Here is an 18,570-nt window from a genome sequence, read left to right on the forward strand (position 1 = left end):
GAGGTGAAAAATGCGTATTAGCACCCAGATGATGTACGAACAGAACATGCGTGGGATCACCGATTCCCAGAGCAGATGGCTGAGCTACGGTGAACAAATGTCCACCGGTAAGCGCGTTAACCGTCCGTCGGACGATCCTATCGCGGCTTCACAGTCTATTGTGCTGTCACAGTCTCAGTCTCAAAACAGCCAGTTCGCGTTAGCGCGCACCTTTGCCACGCAAAAAGTGTCGCTGGAAGATAACGTGCTGACCCAGGTGAACACCGCGTTATCAAGCGTGCGTGAGAAGCTGGTCTACGCGTCAAACGGCACCTTAAGCGATGACGACCGTCTCTCTCTGGCGACCGATATCCAGGGGATCCGTGACCAGCTGATGAACCTGGCTAACACGACGGATGGCAATGGTCGCTTTATCTTTGCGGGATACAAAACCGAGAGTGCACCGTTTGATGCCGCAACCGGCACCTACAATGGTGGTACTGAGGCGATCACTCAGCAGGTCGATACGGCGCGCAACATGGCGATCAGCCATACCGGCCAGCAGATCTTTGAGAGCATTACCAGCAATGCACAAGAGCTGCCGGGCGGTGGGTATGGCGATACCAACATGTTTAAAATCCTTGATTCCGCCATTGCTTCGCTGAAGACGCCGATTGAGAACGATCCGGCCGCGGCCGCCGCGCAAGGCCAGGTGATTTCCAACGCGCAGATCGGTATTAAAAACGCTCAGAACAACGTCCTGACGGTCGTTGCGGATGTGGGTACTAAGCTGAACGAACTGGAAAAACTCGATACCCTGGGTGACGACCGCGCGCTGGGTCAGACTAAGCAGATGAGCGACCTGGTGGACGTGGACTGGAACGAAGCGATTTCCTCTTACACCATGCAGCAGGCGGCCCTGCAGGCCTCTTATAAAGCGTTTAGCGATATGCAGGGCATGTCTCTGTTCCAACTGAACAAATAACATCTTGACCTCTTGGAACATGTCTTGAAACTGGGCATGTTTTACTGCCCAATCCGTCTGGATTGGGCATTTTTTTTATGCCATTTCTGCTGGTGCCGAGGCGACCCGCGCGCTTTCAATCATACGGATTGCCAGCGCAATGATGCCGCAAACCGTTGCCAGCGCAACCACGCCCGTCCAGCCAGCCAGCGTGTAAATATTGCTGCCTAACGCGGAACCCAACGCCATGCCGATAAAGATCACGGTAAAGAGCAGGGCGTTCAGACGACCCCGCGCCTGTGGCTCAAGGCTGTAAACCAGATTCTGGTGCGCGACCAGGCTGGACTGCAGGCCCAGATCGAACCCGATAGCAGAGACGGCAATCAGAATCAGCTGTCCGTGAACTCCCAGGGCGGGCATCAGGAACATCAGGGCAAACGAGACGGTCACAAGGACGGCACCAAGTTGCGTGACTTTCCCGGCACCCAGTTTATCCGCCAGGCCGCCCGCCAGCGGGGCTGCCAACGCACCGGCTGCCCCTGCGATACCAAAACCACCGGCGACGGCACTCCCGAGGTGATAGCGTTCCAGCAGCATGACCGCAAGCGTAGACCAGAAGGCGCTAAAGGCTATCGACAGAAAACCCTGGGCCAGCGCGGCACGGCGCAGAGCGGGATAGCGACGCCACAGATGTTCCATCGAGCGCAGCAGAGCGGGATAGCTCAGCGTGGAGTGAACGGCGAAACGAGGGAGTACGGCCCACATCACCACGCCGATAAACGCAATACTTCCCGCAGCCAGTTGATACATCACGCGCCAGCCAAACGCTTCGCCCACCACGCCGCTGACGATTCGGGAGAGCAAAATGCCCAGCAGCAGACCGGTCATCACCGTACCCACGGTTTTCCCCTGTTTGCCTTCCGGGGCAAGGATTGCCGCAGCCGGGACAATATCCTGCGCCATGGTGGCGGCCATGCCGATGAGCAGGCTTGCCAGCAGCAGGGAGTGGATCTGTCCGGTCAGGCTACAGCCCAGCAGGAACAGCGCCAGGGCTGCGCTCTTTATCAGGATTAACGTTCTGCGGTCGTGGCGATCGCCGAGCGGCAGCAGGAACAGGATCCCTAAGGCATATCCCGCCTGGGTGAGGGTCGGGACCAGGCCCATTCCTTCGATACTCAGGTGAAGGTCGGCGCCCATCAGAGGCAGCAGAGGCTGGGCATAATAGATGGATGCCACGCTGAAGCCTGCACCGAGCGCCAGCATTAAGATTACCCAGCGGCTTACGGCATGGGCGGCGGTTGTTGTGTTCATAAGACGTTCCTCATTCATCGTGTGAGGCTATTTTTCATCAGTAGGCCTTGCGGCGGTAGCGGGCGCGGTGGTAAAACGCTTATACGTTGAACGTATAGATGAAAAGTAAATGAAAAGAGCTGAGCGTATAGACAGGGTAGAGCTAATGCGGACGTTTGTCCGCATTGTGGAGGCGGGTTCCCTTTCTGCGGCGGCACGGCAGCTGGACACCACCCAGGCCACGGTGAGCCGGCGGCTGCAGTCGCTTGAGACAATGCTGGGCGTGCGTCTGATGTTGCGCACCACCCACACGACGCGGCTGACGGATGACGGGGAGCGCTGCTATCAGCATGCCCGTCGGGTAATTGACAGCTGGCTGGCGCTGGAAGATGAGGTGGGGCAGACGGAAGATGAACCTGTAGGCGTGCTGCGGGTGCGGGCACCGCATGCGTTTGGTCAGGATCAGCTCCTGAAACCACTAACCGAATTTCTACAGCGTTATCCGCAGCTTTCTATTGAGTGGATGCTCAACGATCGGTCGGCTGATTTTCTGGGCGACAACCTTGACTGCGCTATTCGGGTGGGAATGGAAGTCGACCCGGCGACCGTGTCCGTGCTGCTGGCCGAAGTGCCGCGCTCGGTGGTGGCTTCTCCGGCATTGCTGGACCGCTTTCCGACGGTTAACACCCCGGAGGATCTGCAGCAGCTGCCCTGGATTGCCATCAGCTCTTTCTACCAGCGCCATGTGGAGCTTTTTCACGAGGCATCATCCGCCACCGCGCGCGTGATAATTACCCCACGCCTGAGCACCGACAGTCTGTATGTCGCACGCAATACGGCACTCACCGGTCTTGGCGTGGCGGTAGTATCCAGCTGGACGGTACAGGATGATATCCGGGAAGGTCGGCTGGTACATTTGCTGCCAGAGTGGCAGCCGGCGGCGTTACCGGTGCATCTGGTTTACCCCTGGTCCCGCTATTATCCGGCGCGCTTGCGGCGATTTCTGGAGCTAATGCGGCAGATCATGCCGGAGGTCACCGGGATGAGAAAGCCCGTGCAGCAGCCATAAAAAAAGCCGACCCGAAGGTCGGCTTTTTACTTTCTGCGTCGTTATTCGACAGACTGCGGACGCGTCGCTGGTGCAGTCGCGTGATGTGTTGCACTGTGGCCGCCTGCAGCGCCTTTACCGTCAAAGCTGAACGCCGGGCGAACCCAGTCGCTGTGACGCGGTGCTTCAGGCACATACTCTGGTGCCGGAGCGCGCGTCATCGGCGCTGTCGCAACGTGAGCAGGCGCAGGAGCGGCAACAACCTTAACCGGCTCTGGCTCCACTTCAGGCGCTTTCGCTTCTTCAACAACCGGTTCAACCTGAATCTCAACGTCCTGAACGATTTCTTCAGTGGTGGTTTCGACGAGGGTTTCAGCGGCTTCTTCCACTGCGGCTACAGGTTCAGCCTCTTCAGCGACTTCCTCAGCCACCACGACATCTTCTTCGGCGATAATCTGCGGTGCGGCATCAACCGGCGCGGCAATCACTTCAGGATGGGTGGTTTCGACGTCCACTGCGTGTGGTTCTGCTGCTTCAACAACCTGAGGTTCAACCACGGTTGCTGCTTCGGTCACCGCATCTTCAACCGCTGCTACAGAAGCAATCACCTCTTCGGTCACTGCCTGCTCTTCAACAGCCTGCTCCAGGCGAGCGACCGGATAACGGATCCAGACTTTGCCGGATGCCATTTCTGGTGACGCGCACGCCACGGTCAACGGCATTGGAGACTGAGTCGGATAACGCTCGTCACGGTAGCGACGACGACGCTGGCCACTCACGCGCAGATGACGCGGAGAACGGCGGGAGCGACGCGGCATACCTGCGTTGTCACGGTTTTCACCGTTTTCATCCTGCTCAACGTTATTGTCCACGACGGCTGGCAGGTCAACTTTTGCAACCTGCGTTCCTGTTGCGGTTTCTGCCGCTTCAGCCGCAACAACGGTGGTTTCTTCTACCGGAGCCGCACCAACGCGCACTTTCTGTGACAGCTGGCGCTGCTTACGACGAGGCATCACCTGAGTACGTTCTTCCTGCTCGCCGTCCTGCTGCTCAGCGGGCTCTTCGCGGTTCAGGTTTTTAACTTCCTGCTGCGCCTGACGCTTCTCGTCGTTACGACGACGGTTGCGTTCGCGGCGTGGCTGCTGCTCGTCGCGCTGTTTGCTCTTCTCAGACTCATCGCCCGCCTGCTGGCGAATTTCACGATCTTCAACATTCTGCTGCTGTTTCTCGCGACGGTTGCGACGGTTGTCTTCGCGCTGCTCACGGCCTTCGTTACTGTCTGAACGGCTGTCACGACGCTCGTTACGGTCGCTGCGGTCGTTACGATCGCGGCGGTTGTTCTGACGCTTGCGACGGTCCTGCTGACGTTCAGGTTTGGCTGCTTTAGGTTCTTCTTTCGGCTGCTCTGGCTGAACTTCTTCACCCGCAAACATCTTCTTCAGCGCGCCGAAGAAGCGGCTCAGCAGACCCGGTTGCGCCGGCTGGACTTTCGCGGCCGTTGCTTCTGGTTTCTGCGCCGCCGGTTTGGCTGCAGGTTTTTCCAGCGCCGCTTCCGGTGGTGCTTCAGGCATAATGAAGGTCGCTAACGCAGGCTGCTCTGGCAGTTTGCGCTCGGCAGGTTCTTCATCGGAAGGCAGCGCCATCTCTTCTTCATGCAGCTTCGGCAACAGGTAGCTGAGGGTGCTGGTCTCTTCGCCCTTACGGACACGCAGCACGTGATAGTGCGGGGTTTCCATCTGGTCGTTTGGCACGATGATGCAGCGAACGCCGCCCTGACGCGCTTCGATTGCGCTGACCGCTGCACGTTTTTCGTTCAGCAGGTAGGAGGCAATCGGTACAGGCACAATGGCGTGAACCTCTTTGGTGTTCTCTTTCAGCGCTTCTTCTTCAATCAGACGCAGGATAGAGAGAGACAGAGATTCGTTATCACGCACGGTACCGGTGCCGGAGCAGCGCGGGCAGACGTGATGGCTGGACTCACCCAGCGACGGGCTCAGACGCTGGCGGGACATCTCCAGCAGGCCGAAGCGCGAGATGTGGCTAATCTGGATACGCGCGCGATCCTGACGCACCGCTTCACGCAGGCGGTTTTCAACCGCGCGCTGGTGGCGAACAGGGGTCATGTCGATGAAGTCGATAACAATCAGACCGCCCAGGTCGCGCAGGCGGAGCTGGCGGGCGATTTCATCAGCGGCTTCAAGGTTGGTGTTGAAGGCCGTCTCTTCGATGTCCCCGCCACGGGTTGCACGCGCGGAGTTAATGTCGATAGCGGTCAGCGCTTCGGTGGTATCGATAACGATAGAACCGCCGGACGGCAGGCGCACTTCACGCTGGAAGGCGGACTCGATCTGGGATTCGATCTGATAATGGCTGAACAGCGGGATTTCACCGGTGTACAGTTTAATTTTGCTGGTGAAATCCGGACGACCCAGCGCGGCGATGTGCTGGCGAGCCAGCTCAAGCACTTTCGGGTTATCGATCAGAATCTCACCGATGTCCTGACGCAGGTAATCACGGAAGGCACGCACGATAACGTTGCTTTCCTGATGGATCAGGAACGGAGCAGGGCGGCTTTCTGCGGCTTTCTGGATAGCTTCCCAGTGCTTCAGACGGAAGCTCAGGTCCCACTGCAGCGCTTCGGCAGATTTGCCCACGCCCGCGGTACGCACGATAAGCCCCATGCCATCCGGCAGCTCAAGGCTGGCCAGCGCTTCTTTCAGCTCGGTACGGTCATCACCTTCGATACGGCGAGAGATGCCCCCCGCGCGCGGGTTGTTTGGCATCAGCACCAGATAGCTCCCCGCCAGGCTGATAAAGGTGGTCAGTGCGGCACCCTTGTTGCCGCGCTCTTCTTTATCAATCTGAACGATAACTTCCTGACCTTCACGCAGAACATCTTTGATGTTTGGGCGGCCATGGGCGTTGTAGTTTGCAGGGAAATATTCGCGGGCGATTTCTTTCAGAGGGAGGAAACCATGACGCTCAGCACCGTAATCGACAAATGCAGCTTCAAGACTTGGTTCAATGCGGGTGATTTTACCTTTGTAAATGTTCGCTTTTTTCTGTTCGTGTCCAGGACTTTCGATATCCAGATCGTACAGGCGCTGCCCATCCACAAGGGCGACACGCAACTCTTCTTGCTGAGTTGCGTTGATTAACATTCTTTTCATCGTAACTTACTCGTTATTCTTACATTGACGACAAAGCTGCGGGCAAGGTGACGCTTTCCGGGGTATGAACCGATGGCCTCGTGTCTGTTCACGTCGCCAACCTCACGGTTGTCGCTCGCTTAAGAGGCGCAGAGTGTCGGTTGCCTGTATTTCATACGGAAACACAGCGCAATTATCAGGGGAATTGCCTGGGTAGAACTCTCCAGAGAACAATCCTTATACCGGGAAGTACTGCAACCCGCAGCCCGCTAACTGCCTGAAAGATCAATACGTCTTACGCCATTGCTGCGTGGATGATCGGTCAGACAAAATTGGTCATTCCGTCGACATCCTTACAAAACCCGGATTTAACGCGGAAAACAGCCCCATTATTCCACTGCTCGCCGGGTTATAGCAAGATGACTTTTACCAATTATCACCCGGTTACTCACAGTTTCTTCACCTCAAGGTGGTGATTGGTTTAATAACCACCAAATCGATTGCGTGAAACGGGGCGCAGGCCGGATAAAAGTAAATATAAGCATAGAAAAATGAGTGGCGCTAATGGCTGACGATATTTAGAATCGCCAACCATGAAAACAGAGACTCCAGCCGTAAAAATGGTTGCTATCGCGGATGACTACGCGGGGCAACGCATCGATAACTTCTTGCGCACCCAACTGAAGGGCGTGCCAAAGAGTATGATTTACCGCATCCTGCGTAAGGGCGAGGTGCGGGTGAATAAAAAACGCGTGAAGCCTGAGTATAAGCTCGAAGCCGGTGATGAAGTGCGTATTCCACCGGTTCGCGTGGCTGAACGTGAAGAAGAGGTGGTTTCGCCGAAGCTGCAAAAAGTCGCGGCCCTGAGCGATGTCATCCTTTATGAGGACGATCATATTCTGGTGCTGAATAAGCCATCGGGTACCGCGGTCCACGGTGGTAGCGGTCTGAGCTTCGGCGTGATTGAAGGGTTACGTGCGCTGCGTCCGGAAGCCCGTTTCCTCGAACTGGTTCACCGCCTGGACCGTGATACCTCAGGCGTGCTGCTGGTAGCGAAAAAGCGTTCAGCGCTGCGTTCCCTGCACGAGCAGCTGCGTGAGAAGGGCATGCAGAAAGATTATCTGGCGCTGGTGCGCGGTCAGTGGCAGTCCCACGTGAAGGTGGTGCAGGCCCCGCTGCTGAAGAACATTCTGCAAAGCGGCGAGCGCATTGTGCGCGTGAGCCAGGAAGGGAAACCGTCGGAGACGCGCTTTAAGGTTGAAGAGCGCTACGAGTTTGCCACGCTGGTGCGCTGCAGCCCGGTGACGGGGCGTACCCACCAGATTCGCGTGCATACCCAGTTTGCGGGACATCCGATTGCGTTTGATGACCGCTACGGCGACCGGGAATTTGATAAACAGCTGGCGGGCACGGGCCTGTCGCGTCTGTTCCTGCATGCGGCAGCGCTGAAGTTTACCCATCCTAATACCGGGGAAGTTATCCGTATTGAAGCGCCGCTGGACGAGCAGTTGAAACGCTGCCTGAAGGTTCTGCGCGGCTGATTAGGTGCCGGGTGGCGCTGCGCTTACCCGGCCTACGAAACCCGTAGGCCCATGCAAGCGAAGCGCCGCTGGGCATAACTTACACGATCAGCGGATTACACTCTTCTCGCCGTAACATCTGGCACAAGGCAATCAGCGGCAATCCCACCAGTGTGTTCGGATCCCGACCGTCCAGCTTGTCGAACAGCGCAATTCCCAGCCCCTCACTTTTGAAGCTTCCTGCGCAGTTCAGCGGACGTTCCCGGCGCACGTAGTCCATAATCTCCTGCTCGCTAAGATGGCGGAAGTGCACGTCGAACGGCTCGCATTCGGTTTGCAGATGGCCGGAGGCGGAGTTATAGAGTGCCAGGCCCGTGTAAAAGGTCACGATAGTGCCCCGCGCACGCAGAAGCTGCTGGCAGGCATTCTCCTCCGTATGGGGCTTGCCGGTGATTTCGCCGTCCAGCACGCAAACCTGATCGGAGCCTATAATCAAATGTGCAGGATAACGTGCGGCCAGCGATTGCGCTTTCTCCTTAGCGAGACGCGTTACCAGATGACGCGGTGATTCACCCGGCTGCGGCGTCTCATCAACGTCCGGCGCGGCGCATTCAAACGGGATCCCGAGCTTTTCCAGCAGCGTTCGACGGTAGGGAGAAGTGGAAGCAAGGACGAGATTTGGCATATTTTTATCACCAGATATAGCGTATCGATGCCAGCCATTTTAAACTACAGGCCGCAATGTGTGCGAATAATTGGCAAAAGGCAGCTCTGGTTGCCTTTTTCTTTGACTCTATGACGTTACAAAGTTAATATGCGCGCCCTATGCAAAAGGTAAAATTACCCCTGACTCTTGATCCGGTTCGTACGGCTCAAAAACGCCTCGATTACGAAGGTATCTATACTTCCGATCAGGCCGAGCGTATTGCCGAATCTGTAGTCAGTGTGGACAGTGATGTAGAATGCTCCATGTCGTTCGCTATCGACAACCAGCGTCTCGCCGTTTTAACCGGTGATGCAAAGGTAACGGTAACGCTCGAGTGTCAGCGTTGCGGGAAACCGTTTGTACAGCATGTTCACACAACGTATTGTTTCAGTCCGGTTCGTTCTGACGAACAGGCTGAAGCACTCCCGGAAGCGTATGAGCCGATTGAGGTTAACGAATTCGGTGAAATCGATCTTCTGGCTCTGGTTGAAGATGAAATCATCCTCTCCTTGCCAGTCGTTCCGGTGCATGATTCTGAACACTGTGAAGTGTCCGAGGCGGACATGGTCTTTGGGGAACTGCCTGATGAAGCGCAAAAACCAAACCCATTTGCCGTATTAGCCAGCTTAAAGCGTAAGTAATTGAGGAGTAAGGTCCATGGCCGTACAACAGAATAAACCAACCCGTTCCAAACGTGGCATGCGTCGTTCCCATGACGCGCTGACTGCAGTTACCAGCCTGTCTGTAGACAAGACTTCTGGTGAGAAACACCTGCGTCACCACATCACCGCTGACGGTTTCTACCGCGGCCGCAAGGTTATCACTAAGTAATCGCGCGAAAGCGTGATTAGGCTTAGTGAGGATTTCCCCGTGCAAACGGGGAAGTTACCGAACCAGGCTGCGACGATACCTTGACACGTCTAACCCTGGCGTTAGATGTCATGGGGGGAGATTTTGGCCCTTCCGTGACAGTGCCTGCAGCATTGCAGGCACTGAATTCTAATTCGCAACTCACACTTCTTTTAGTCGGCAATCCCGACACAATCACGCCATTACTTGCAAAAGCTGACTTTGAACAACGTTCGCGTCTGCAGATTATTCCTGCGCAGTCAGTTATTGCCAGTGATGCACGCCCCTCACAGGCGATTCGTAATAGCCGTGGCAGCTCTATGCGCATGGCGCTGGAGCTGGTAAAAGAAGGGCGAGCGCAGGCTTGCGTCAGCGCCGGCAATACCGGCGCGCTGATGGGGCTGTCGAAATTACTGCTCAAGCCGATTGAGGGCATTGAGCGCCCGGCGCTGGTGACGGTGTTACCGCATCAGCAGAAGGGGAAAACGGTGGTGCTCGATTTGGGCGCTAACGTGGATTGTGATAGTACCATGCTGGCTCAGTTCGCCGTGATGGGGTCGGTGCTGGCAGAAGACGTGGTCGGGATCAACAATCCCCGCGTTGCGTTATTGAATATTGGTGAAGAAGAGACCAAAGGCCTGGACAGCATTCGCGACGCTGCTGAAATGCTCAAACAGGTTCCCTCCATCAACTATATTGGTTATCTCGAAGCCAATGAGTTGCTGACGGGAAAAACGGATGTTCTGGTGTGCGATGGCTTCACCGGAAACGTAACGTTGAAGACCATGGAAGGGGTCGTGCGCATGTTCCTTTCTCTGCTGAAATCTCAGGGAGAAGGCAAAAAAAGCGCCTGGTGGTTGATTTTATTGAAGCGTTGGTTACAAAAGAGCCTGACGCGGCGATTCAGTCACCTCAACCCCGACCAGTATAATGGCGCCTGTCTGTTAGGATTGCGCGGCATCGTGATTAAGAGTCATGGCGCCGCCAATCAGCGAGCATTTTCTGTCGCCATTGAACAGGCAGTGCAGGCGGTGCAGCGACAAGTCCCTCAGCGGATTGCCGCTCGCCTGGAATCTGTATTAGCTAAAAGTGACTGAGCGTACATGTATACGAAGATTTTAGGTACCGGCAGCTACCTGCCAAAACAAGTGCGTACCAACGCCGATCTGGAAAAAATGGTAGATACGTCTGACGAGTGGATTGTCACGCGCACAGGTATCCGTGAACGTCGTATCGCCGCGCCAGACGAAACCGTGTCCACCATGGGTTACGAAGCCGCACAGCGCGCTATCGAAATGGCGGGTATCGATAAAGAAGAGATTGGCTTGATCGTGGTTGCCACGACGTCTGCCACGCATGCTTTCCCAAGCGCGGCGTGTCAGGTGCAGAACATGCTCGGTATTAAAGGCTGCCCGGCGTTTGATGTTGCCGCCGCGTGCGCAGGTTTCACCTACGCGCTGAGCATTGCCGATCAGTATGTTAAATCTGGCTCCGTCAAATATGCGCTGGTTATCGGTGCTGACGTTTTGGCGCGTACCTGCGATCCAACCGATCGCGGAACGATCATTATTTTCGGTGATGGTGCCGGTGCGGTGCTGCTGGGGCAGTCCGAAGAGCCGGGTATCATCTCCACGCATCTGCATGCCGATGGCCGCTACGGCGAGCTGTTAACGCTGCCTAACGCCGATCGCGTTAATCCGGACAGCTCCATCTACCTGACCATGGCGGGTAACGAGGTGTTCAAAGTGGCGGTGACCGAGCTTGCGCACATTGTCGATGAGACGCTGGAAGCAAATAACCTTGAACGCACCGCGCTCGACTGGCTGGTGCCGCATCAGGCGAACCTGCGTATCATCAGCGCCACCGCTAAAAAGCTGGGTATGTCGATGGATAACGTTGTGGTGACGCTGGATCGTCACGGCAACACCTCTGCGGCGTCGGTACCGTGCGCATTTGATGAAGCGGTACGCGACGGACGAATCAAACGGGGCCAGCTGGTCTTGCTTGAAGCCTTCGGTGGCGGGTTCACCTGGGGTTCCGCGCTGGTTCGTTTCTAGTATAAGGAATAAAAAATGACGCAATTTGCTTTTGTGTTCCCGGGCCAGGGTTCTCAAACCGTTGGGATGTTGTCTGAAATGGCAGCAAACTACCCGGTCATTGAAGAGACTTTTCGTGAAGCTTCTGATGCGCTGGGTTATGATCTGTGGGCGCTGACCCAACAGGGTCCGGCCGAAGAGCTGAACAAAACCTGGCAAACTCAGCCAGCGTTGCTGACTGCGTCCGTTGCGCTGTGGCGCGTATGGCAGCAGCAGGGCGGTAAAGCGCCAGCGCTGCTCGCGGGCCATAGCCTGGGTGAATACTCTGCGCTGGTGTGCGCCGGTGTGATTGCGTTTGCTGACGCGGTGCGCCTGGTAGAACTGCGCGGTAAATTCATGCAGGAAGCGGTGCCAGAAGGAACGGGTGGCATGTCTGCCATTATTGGTCTGGATGATGCCGCGATTGCAAAAGCGTGTGAAGAATCTGCTGAAGGGCAGGTGGTTTCTCCGGTTAACTTCAACTCGCCGGGCCAGGTTGTTATTGCTGGTCATAAAGAGGCCGTTGAACGTGCCGGTGCTGCCTGTAAAGCCGCAGGCGCCAAACGCGCACTGCCGCTGCCGGTCAGCGTACCATCTCACTGCGCACTGATGAAGCCCGCAGCCGAGAAACTGGCGGCTGAACTGGAAAAAATTACCTTTAACGCACCGACGATTTCCGTTGTGAACAACGTTGATGTGAAATGCGAAACCGCGCCGGAGGCTATCCGTGACGCACTGGTTCGCCAGCTCTATAGCCCGGTACAGTGGACCAAAACCGTTGAGTTTATGGCCTCTCAGGGCGTTGAGCACCTTTATGAAGTCGGTCCTGGTAAAGTCCTCACCGGTCTGACGAAACGTATTGTTGACACCCTGACTGCCTCGGCGATTAACGAGCCGGAAGCAATGTCAGCGGCACTCTCGCAATAAAAGAGGAATACCATGAGTTTTGAAGGAAAAATTGCCCTGGTGACTGGCGCAAGCCGCGGTATCGGGCGTGCAATTGCTGAAACACTGGTCGCGCGCGGCGCGAAGGTGATTGGTACAGCAACCAGCGAGAATGGCGCTCAGGCCATCAGCGAGTATCTGGGTGCGAACGGTAAAGGTCTGGTACTGAATGTGACCGAACCTGCATCTATCGAATATGTTCTGGAAAATATTCGCGCAGAGTTTGGTGAAGTGGATATTCTGGTCAATAATGCCGGGATCACTCGCGACAACCTGCTGATGCGAATGAAAGATGATGAGTGGAACGATATTATCGAAACCAACCTGTCATCTGTATTCCGTCTGTCAAAAGCGGTAATGCGCGCTATGATGAAAAAGCGTCATGGTCGTATTATCACTGTTGGTTCTGTGGTTGGTACCATGGGAAATGCTGGTCAGGCTAACTACGCTGCGGCGAAAGCAGGTCTGATCGGTTTCAGTAAGTCGCTGGCGCGTGAAGTCGCGTCCCGCGGGATTACTGTAAACGTTGTTGCTCCGGGCTTTATTGAAACGGACATGACGCGTGCGCTGACTGATGATCAGCGTGCGGGTACGCTGGCGGCAGTTCCGGCGGGTCGTCTTGGCGACCCTAAAGAAATCGCCAGTGCGGTTGCATTTTTAGCCTCTGACGAAGCGGGTTACATCACTGGTGAGACCCTCCACGTCAACGGCGGGATGTACATGGTTTAATCACGATCGAAAATATTTGCGTTATTAGGGCAAATGGCCTCAAAATAACGTAAAATCGTGGTAAGACCTGCCGGGATTTAGTTGCAAATTTTTCAACATTTTATACACTACGAAAACCATCGCGAAAGCGAGTTTTGATAGGAAATTTAAGAGTATGAGCACTATCGAAGAACGCGTTAAGAAAATTATCGGCGAACAGCTGGGCGTTAAGCAGGAAGAAGTTGTGAACTCCGCTTCCTTCGTTGAAGACCTGGGCGCAGATTCTCTTGACACCGTTGAGCTGGTAATGGCTCTGGAAGAAGAGTTTGATACTGAGATTCCGGACGAAGAAGCTGAGAAAATCACCACCGTTCAGGCTGCCATTGATTACATCAACGGCCACCAGGCGTAAGTGAACATCTCCAGGCGGTCATTCGACCGCCTGAGTTTTATCTTTTTTAGTCCCACGTATCTCTTTTTTTATCCCTCCCTGGAGGACAAACGTGTCTAAGCGTCGTGTAGTTGTGACCGGACTTGGCATGTTGTCTCCTGTCGGCAATACCGTAGAGTCCACCTGGAAAGCTCTCCTTGCCGGTCAGAGCGGCATCAGCCTAATCGACCATTTCGATACTAGCGCCTATGCAACGAAATTTGCTGGCTTAGTAAAGGATTTTAACTGTGAAGAGATCATCTCGCGCAAAGAACAGCGCAAGATGGATGCCTTCATTCAATATGGAATTGTCGCTGGCGTTCAGGCCATGCAGGATTCTGGCCTTGTGATTACGGAAGAGAACGCAACCCGTATCGGCGCTGCTATCGGCTCCGGGATTGGCGGTCTTGGCCTGATCGAGGAAAACCATACATCGCTGATGAATGGCGGACCGCGTAAGATCAGCCCGTTCTTCGTTCCGTCCACGATTGTTAACATGGTGGCAGGTCACCTGACCATTATGTTCGGCCTGCGTGGTCCAAGCATTTCTATCGCTACCGCGTGTACGTCTGGCGTGCATAACATCGGCCAGGCCGCGCGTATCATTGCGTACGGCGATGCAGATGCTATGGTTGCGGGCGGTGCTGAAAAAGCCAGTACCCCATTGGGTGTCGGTGGCTTTGGTGCAGCGCGTGCGCTCTCTACCCGTAACGATAATCCTCAGGCGGCGAGCCGTCCGTGGGATAAAGACCGCGATGGTTTCGTGTTGGGTGACGGCGCAGGTATGCTCGTGCTGGAAGAGTACGAACATGCGAAAAAACGCGGTGCGAAAATTTATGCTGAAGTCGTTGGCTTTGGTATGAGCAGCGATGCTTATCACATGACCTCTCCTCCGGAGAACGGTGCAGGTGCTGCGCTGGCGATGGAAAACGCGATCCGTGATGCGGGTATTACCCCAGCGCAGATTGGCTACGTTAACGCTCACGGTACCTCTACGCCAGCAGGCGACAAAGCTGAAGCGCAGGCTGTGAAGTCTATCTTCGGCGAGTCTGCCAGCCGCGTACTGGTTAGCTCCACGAAATCCATGACCGGTCACCTGCTGGGCGCGGCGGGTGCAGTAGAGTCCATCTACTCTATCCTTGCGCTGCGCGATCAGGCTGTGCCGCCAACCATCAACCTGGATAACCCGGATGAAGGTTGCGATCTGGACTTCGTTCCGCACGAAGCGCGTCAGGTTAGCGGTATGGAGTACACCCTGTGTAACTCCTTCGGCTTTGGCGGTACGAATGGTTCTCTGATCTTCAAAAAGGTCTGAGCCTGACTGCCTGAAAGCTATAAAAAAAGGTCCGCTTGGCGGGCCTTTTTTATTAGGGAAAATCCCCTTGTCCGGCTTTTAACATCCTGCCAGACTGAGCCTCCACGCATAAGGAGCCACCATGTTTTTAATTAATGGCCTTGAGCAAGAAACGCTGCCGGCAAGCGACAGGGCAATCCAGTTTGGCGATGGTTGTTTCACCACTGCGCGTATTCTTGACGGTGAGGTGAGCCTGCTTAACGCCCATATCCGTCGTTTACAAAAAGCCTGCGAGAAATTGCTGATTCCCTTCATGCAGTGGGACATTCTAGAGCGCGAGATGCGCCGGCTGGCGTCAGGTAATACAAACGGCGTTTTAAAAGTTATTCTTAGCCGCGGCAGCGGCGGGCGAGGGTACAGCGGTTCCGCCTGTCAGCATCCCACGCGTATTCTTTCCGTATCAGCGTATCCTGCTCACTATGCGCGCTGGCGTGAGGAGGGGGTAACGCTGACGCTGAGCCCGGTACGGCTGGGGCGAAACCCTATGCTCGCCGGAATAAAACATCTTAACCGCCTTGAACAGGTGCTTATTCGTACTCATCTTGAACAGACGGACGCCGATGAGGCGCTAGTCCTTGACAGCGAAGGGTTCATTACGGAATGCTGTGCGGCTAATTTACTCTGGCGGAAGGGCCGTGAGGTCTTCACCCCTTCGCTGGAGCAGGCTGGGGTTAACGGCATCATGCGCCAGTTTTGTTTGCAACAGCTGGCACATGCAGGCTTTCGCGTTGTCGAAGTAAACGCGAAGGAAGAGGCGCTGCTGTCCGCCGATGAAGTTGTGATCTGCAATGCGCTGATGCCTGTTATACCCGTTCGGGCGTATGGTCAACAGCGCTGGTCTTCGCGAGAGCTCTTTACGTTTTTAGCCCCGATATGTGAGCAAATCAAAAAGTCATGAAGAAAATGTTGCGCTTTGTCCTTCTCCTGATCGTTGCGCTGGGTATTGCCGGCGGAGCGGGAGTATGGAAGGTTCGCCAGCTGGCGGACAGTAAAATCCTGATTAAAGACGAGACGATTTTTACCCTGAAAGCCGGTACCGGGCGGATGGCGCTGGGCGAGCAGCTTTACGGGGATAAAATCATCAACCGTCCACGCGTGTTCCAGTGGTTATTGCGTATCGAGCCTGAACTGTCTCACTTCAAGGCTGGTACCTATCGCTTTACGCCCGGCATGACCGTCAGAGAGATGCTGCAGCTGCTGGAAAGCGGTAAAGAGGCACAGTTCCCGCTGCGCTTTGTTGAAGGGATGCGCTTAAGCGATTACCTCAAGCAGCTGCGTGATGCGCCTTACATCAAGCACACGCTAAAAGATGATCGCTATGAGACGGTCGCCGAGGTGCTGAAATTTGAACATCCTGAGTGGGTGGAAGGCTGGTTCTGGCCAGACACCTGGATGTATACGGCGGGCACGACCGATGTGGCGATTCTTAAACGGGCACACAAAAAGATGGTCGAGGCAGTTGATTCCGCCTGGGAAGGGCGCATGGACGGGCTGCCTTATCAAGATCAAAACCAGTTTGTGACAATGGCCTCGATCATTGAGAAAGAGACGGCCGTGGCGGCTGAGCGCGACCGGGTCGCGTCGGTATTTATCAACCGCCTGCGCATCGGCATGCGTCTGCAAACTGACCCGACTGTTATCTACGGCATGGGCGAGAGCTATGCCGGTAAGATCTCCAGAAAAGATCTGGAGACGCCAACGGCGTATAATACCTACGTGATTAACGGCTTGCCGCCGGGCCCGATAGCCACGCCGAGCGAGGCTTCGCTCAAAGCCGCCGCGCACCCGGCCAAAACACCGTACCTCTATTTTGTGGCTGATGGGAAAGGGGGGCATACCTTTAACACCAACCTTGCCAGCCATAATCGCTCTGTTCAGGACTATCTGAAGGCACTTAAGGAAAAAAATGCGCAGTAAATACATTGTCATTGAGGGACTAGAAGGGGCGGGTAAAACCACCGCCCGTAACGTGGTAGTGGATACGCTGAAATCGCTTGGCGTCGCTGACATGGTCTTTACCCGCGAGCCGGGCGGTACTCAGCTGGCGGAGAAACTGCGCAGCCTGGTGCTGGATATTAAATCCGTTGGCGACGAGGTTATTACTGACAAAGCCGAAGTGCTGATGTTCTATGCGGCGCGCGTCCAGCTGGTTGAGACCGTGATTAAACCTGCGCTGGCCGACGGCAAGTGGGTGATCGGTGACCGTCACGATCTGTCGACTCAGGCCTATCAGGGCGGCGGACGCGGTATTGACCAGGCGATGCTGGCAACCCTTCGCGATGCCGTACTGGGGGATTTTCGCCCGGACCTGACCCTCTACCTGGATGTGACCCCGGAAGTGGGCCTCAGGCGCGCCCGCGCGCGCGGCGAACTGGACCGCATTGAGCAAGAGTCTTTCGATTTCTTTAACCGCACGCGCGCACGCTATCTTGAGCTGGCCGCACGGGACAGCGCAATTCGTACCATTGACGCCACGCAATCTCTGGACGACGTCACGCGCGATATTCAACAGACCGTTACGCAGTGGCTACAGGAGCAGCAGGCATGAAATGGTATCCATGGTTGCGCCCGCACTTTGAACAGCTGATCGCCAGCTATCAGGCCGGTCGGGGGCATCATGCGTTACTGATTCAGGCGTTGCCGGGAATGGGCGATGATGCGTTGATCTACGCCATCACTCGTTTTCTGATGTGCCAGCAGCCGGAAGGGCATAAAAGCTGCGGTAAATGCCGCGGCTGCCAGCTGATGCAGGCCGGCTCGCATCCTGACTACTACACGCTTGAGCCTGAGAAGGGCAAAAGCGCGCTCGGCATTGATGCCGTGCGTGAAGTCAGCGAGAAACTGTACGAACATGCGCGTCTGGGCGGGGCAAAAGTGGTCTGGCTCAACGACGCTGCGTTGCTTACCGAGGCGGCGGCGAACGCGCTGCTTAAAACCCTGGAAGAGCCGCCGGAAAAGACGTGGTTTTTCCTTTCCTGCCGGGACCCGGGACGTTTACTGGCGACGCTGCGCAGCCGTTGTCGTCTCCATCATCTGGCGGTGCCTCAGGAATCGTGGGCGTTAAGCTGGCTTGAGCGAGAGGTGACAACGTCACAGGAGAGTGCGTTGTCTGCGCTGCGCCTCAGCAGCGGCGCCCCCGCGGCGGCGCTGGCATTACTACAGCCTGACGTCTGGTCGCAGCGAGAAGGGCTCTGCAGGGCCGTTGAGGCTTCACTTAACAACCAGGACTGGCTGAGTTTACTGCCTGCGCTGAATAGCGATCGGGCCGTTGAGCGTCTGCACTGGCTGGCCTCCTTATTGCTCGATGCGCTAAAAATCCAGCAAGGAGCTACGCTGCTGACTAACCCGGACGCGTGGCCCCTGGTGAACATGCTGGCGAGCCGCCTTACAGGCGCGTCTCTGCACGCTATCCTTCATGATGTTTGCGAGAGCCGCGAACAGCTTTTAACCGTGACGGGTCTTAATCGCGAGCTTTTGCTGACCGACCAGTTACTGCGTATTGAACACTACCTGCAACCGGGCGTTACGCCGCCTGTTTCCCATCTCTGAGAGA

18 protein-coding genes are annotated in these 18,570 nt (G+C 55.8%); 15 read left to right on the forward strand and 3 right to left on the reverse strand.

All coding sequences use genetic code 11. The annotated features are described in order from the left end of the window. The first annotated feature begins 10 nt into the window (after positions 1-10). Positions 11-964 carry a flagellar hook-associated protein FlgL gene (flgL, locus tag IB212_RS08660; protein WP_041910520.1) on the forward strand — a complete coding sequence of 318 codons (954 nt, stop codon included), beginning with the start codon at positions 11-13 and terminating at the stop codon, positions 962-964. A gap of 75 nt (positions 965-1,039) precedes the next feature. Here flgL and IB212_RS08665 read toward each other — a convergent pair whose 3' ends face one another. Then, complete coding sequence (locus IB212_RS08665) at positions 1,040-2,254, reverse strand: MFS transporter (protein ID WP_041910519.1); 1,215 nt, start codon at positions 2,252-2,254, stop codon at positions 1,040-1,042. Between the two features lie 109 nt (positions 2,255-2,363). On the opposite strand from IB212_RS08665, the gene IB212_RS08670 reads away from it, so the two are divergent. Further along, the gene (locus IB212_RS08670; RefSeq protein ID WP_028012711.1) at positions 2,364-3,302 is read left to right on the forward strand and encodes a LysR family transcriptional regulator; all 939 of its coding nucleotides are present in this window, start codon (positions 2,364-2,366) and stop codon (positions 3,300-3,302) included. A gap of 41 nt (positions 3,303-3,343) precedes the next feature. On the opposite strand, the gene rne is transcribed toward IB212_RS08670, so the two are convergent. Further along, positions 3,344-6,451: a ribonuclease E gene (gene rne / locus IB212_RS08675; RefSeq protein WP_041910517.1), complete on the reverse strand. Its 3,108-nt coding sequence runs from the start codon at positions 6,449-6,451 to the stop codon at positions 3,344-3,346. A gap of 572 nt (positions 6,452-7,023) precedes the next feature. Here rne and rluC point away from each other — a divergent pair. Next, positions 7,024-7,971 (forward strand): 23S rRNA pseudouridine(955/2504/2580) synthase RluC, encoded by a 948-nt coding sequence (rluC, locus tag IB212_RS08680; RefSeq protein ID WP_028012713.1) that lies wholly within the window; start codon positions 7,024-7,026, stop codon positions 7,969-7,971. A gap of 79 nt (positions 7,972-8,050) precedes the next feature. Here rluC and IB212_RS08685 read toward each other — a convergent pair whose 3' ends face one another. Continuing rightward, complete coding sequence (locus IB212_RS08685) at positions 8,051-8,635, reverse strand: nucleoside triphosphate pyrophosphatase (protein ID WP_041910516.1); 585 nt, start codon at positions 8,633-8,635, stop codon at positions 8,051-8,053. A 140-nt stretch (positions 8,636-8,775) separates the two neighbouring features. Between IB212_RS08685 and yceD the strand changes: the two genes are divergently transcribed. From yceD to holB, 12 genes are all read left to right on the forward strand, one after another. Then, positions 8,776-9,297, forward strand: coding sequence for a 23S rRNA accumulation protein YceD (gene yceD, locus IB212_RS08690; RefSeq protein ID WP_021240759.1), 522 nt, complete (start codon positions 8,776-8,778; stop codon positions 9,295-9,297). A 16-nt stretch (positions 9,298-9,313) separates the two neighbouring features. Continuing rightward, on the forward strand, positions 9,314-9,487 hold the full coding sequence (gene rpmF, locus IB212_RS08695) for a 50S ribosomal protein L32 (protein ID WP_003857964.1): 174 nt from the start codon (positions 9,314-9,316) through the stop codon (positions 9,485-9,487). Between the two features lie 80 nt (positions 9,488-9,567). Then, positions 9,568-10,602, forward strand: a complete 1,035-nt coding sequence (gene plsX / locus IB212_RS08700) for a phosphate acyltransferase PlsX (RefSeq protein WP_028012715.1) — start codon at positions 9,568-9,570, stop codon at positions 10,600-10,602. Between the two features lie 6 nt (positions 10,603-10,608). Beyond that, positions 10,609-11,562 (forward strand): beta-ketoacyl-ACP synthase III, encoded by a 954-nt coding sequence (locus IB212_RS08705; protein ID WP_041910515.1) that lies wholly within the window; start codon positions 10,609-10,611, stop codon positions 11,560-11,562. 15 nt (positions 11,563-11,577) lie between these two features. Next, the gene (fabD, locus tag IB212_RS08710; RefSeq protein ID WP_028012717.1) at positions 11,578-12,507 is read left to right on the forward strand and encodes an ACP S-malonyltransferase; all 930 of its coding nucleotides are present in this window, start codon (positions 11,578-11,580) and stop codon (positions 12,505-12,507) included. Between the two features lie 12 nt (positions 12,508-12,519). Further along, positions 12,520-13,254: a 3-oxoacyl-ACP reductase FabG gene (gene fabG / locus IB212_RS08715; RefSeq protein ID WP_188245804.1), complete on the forward strand. Its 735-nt coding sequence runs from the start codon at positions 12,520-12,522 to the stop codon at positions 13,252-13,254. 154 nt (positions 13,255-13,408) lie between these two features. Then, complete coding sequence (acpP, locus tag IB212_RS08720) at positions 13,409-13,645, forward strand: acyl carrier protein (RefSeq protein ID WP_003857954.1); 237 nt, start codon at positions 13,409-13,411, stop codon at positions 13,643-13,645. A 91-nt stretch (positions 13,646-13,736) separates the two neighbouring features. Next, positions 13,737-14,978 carry a beta-ketoacyl-ACP synthase II gene (gene fabF, locus IB212_RS08725; protein WP_051486106.1) on the forward strand — a complete coding sequence of 414 codons (1,242 nt, stop codon included), beginning with the start codon at positions 13,737-13,739 and terminating at the stop codon, positions 14,976-14,978. Between the two features lie 121 nt (positions 14,979-15,099). Next, positions 15,100-15,915, forward strand: a complete 816-nt coding sequence (pabC, locus tag IB212_RS08730; RefSeq protein ID WP_041910513.1) for an aminodeoxychorismate lyase — start codon at positions 15,100-15,102, stop codon at positions 15,913-15,915. Next, positions 15,912-16,934: a cell division protein YceG gene (gene yceG / locus IB212_RS08735; RefSeq protein WP_041910512.1), complete on the forward strand. Its 1,023-nt coding sequence runs from the start codon at positions 15,912-15,914 to the stop codon at positions 16,932-16,934. Before pabC ends, yceG begins: the two co-directional genes overlap by 4 nt. Further along, complete coding sequence (tmk, locus tag IB212_RS08740) at positions 16,924-17,565, forward strand: dTMP kinase (protein WP_041910511.1); 642 nt, start codon at positions 16,924-16,926, stop codon at positions 17,563-17,565. Before yceG ends, tmk begins: the two co-directional genes overlap by 11 nt. Then, positions 17,562-18,566, forward strand: coding sequence for a DNA polymerase III subunit delta' (gene holB / locus IB212_RS08745; RefSeq protein WP_041910510.1), 1,005 nt, complete (start codon positions 17,562-17,564; stop codon positions 18,564-18,566). The genes tmk and holB overlap by 4 nt, the downstream gene beginning before the upstream one ends. Positions 18,567-18,570 lie beyond the last annotated feature (4 nt).

The organism is Enterobacter sp. E12, assembly GCF_014596715.2.
Lineage (GTDB): Bacteria > Pseudomonadota > Gammaproteobacteria > Enterobacterales > Enterobacteriaceae > Enterobacter > Enterobacter bugandensis.

Excerpts from the sequence above, each read along its gene's own strand:
- flgL (WP_041910520.1), top strand. The coding sequence starts at position 11 with ATGCGTATTAGCACCCAGATGATGTACGAACAGAACATGCGTGGGATC.
- IB212_RS08665 (WP_041910519.1), bottom strand. The coding sequence starts at position 2,254 with ATGAACACAACAACCGCCGCCCATGCCGTAAGCCGCTGGGTAATCTTA.
- IB212_RS08670 (WP_028012711.1), top strand. The coding sequence starts at position 2,364 with ATGAAAAGAGCTGAGCGTATAGACAGGGTAGAGCTAATGCGGACGTTT.
- rne (WP_041910517.1), bottom strand. The coding sequence starts at position 6,451 with ATGAAAAGAATGTTAATCAACGCAACTCAGCAAGAAGAGTTGCGTGTC.
- rluC (WP_028012713.1), top strand. The coding sequence starts at position 7,024 with ATGAAAACAGAGACTCCAGCCGTAAAAATGGTTGCTATCGCGGATGAC.
- IB212_RS08685 (WP_041910516.1), bottom strand. The coding sequence starts at position 8,635 with ATGCCAAATCTCGTCCTTGCTTCCACTTCTCCCTACCGTCGAACGCTG.
- yceD (WP_021240759.1), top strand. The coding sequence starts at position 8,776 with ATGCAAAAGGTAAAATTACCCCTGACTCTTGATCCGGTTCGTACGGCT.
- rpmF (WP_003857964.1), top strand. The coding sequence starts at position 9,314 with ATGGCCGTACAACAGAATAAACCAACCCGTTCCAAACGTGGCATGCGT.
- IB212_RS08705 (WP_041910515.1), top strand. The coding sequence starts at position 10,609 with ATGTATACGAAGATTTTAGGTACCGGCAGCTACCTGCCAAAACAAGTG.
- fabD (WP_028012717.1), top strand. The coding sequence starts at position 11,578 with ATGACGCAATTTGCTTTTGTGTTCCCGGGCCAGGGTTCTCAAACCGTT.
- fabG (WP_188245804.1), top strand. The coding sequence starts at position 12,520 with ATGAGTTTTGAAGGAAAAATTGCCCTGGTGACTGGCGCAAGCCGCGGT.
- acpP (WP_003857954.1), top strand. The coding sequence starts at position 13,409 with ATGAGCACTATCGAAGAACGCGTTAAGAAAATTATCGGCGAACAGCTG.
- pabC (WP_041910513.1), top strand. The coding sequence starts at position 15,100 with ATGTTTTTAATTAATGGCCTTGAGCAAGAAACGCTGCCGGCAAGCGAC.
- yceG (WP_041910512.1), top strand. The coding sequence starts at position 15,912 with ATGAAGAAAATGTTGCGCTTTGTCCTTCTCCTGATCGTTGCGCTGGGT.
- tmk (WP_041910511.1), top strand. The coding sequence starts at position 16,924 with ATGCGCAGTAAATACATTGTCATTGAGGGACTAGAAGGGGCGGGTAAA.
- holB (WP_041910510.1), top strand. The coding sequence starts at position 17,562 with ATGAAATGGTATCCATGGTTGCGCCCGCACTTTGAACAGCTGATCGCC.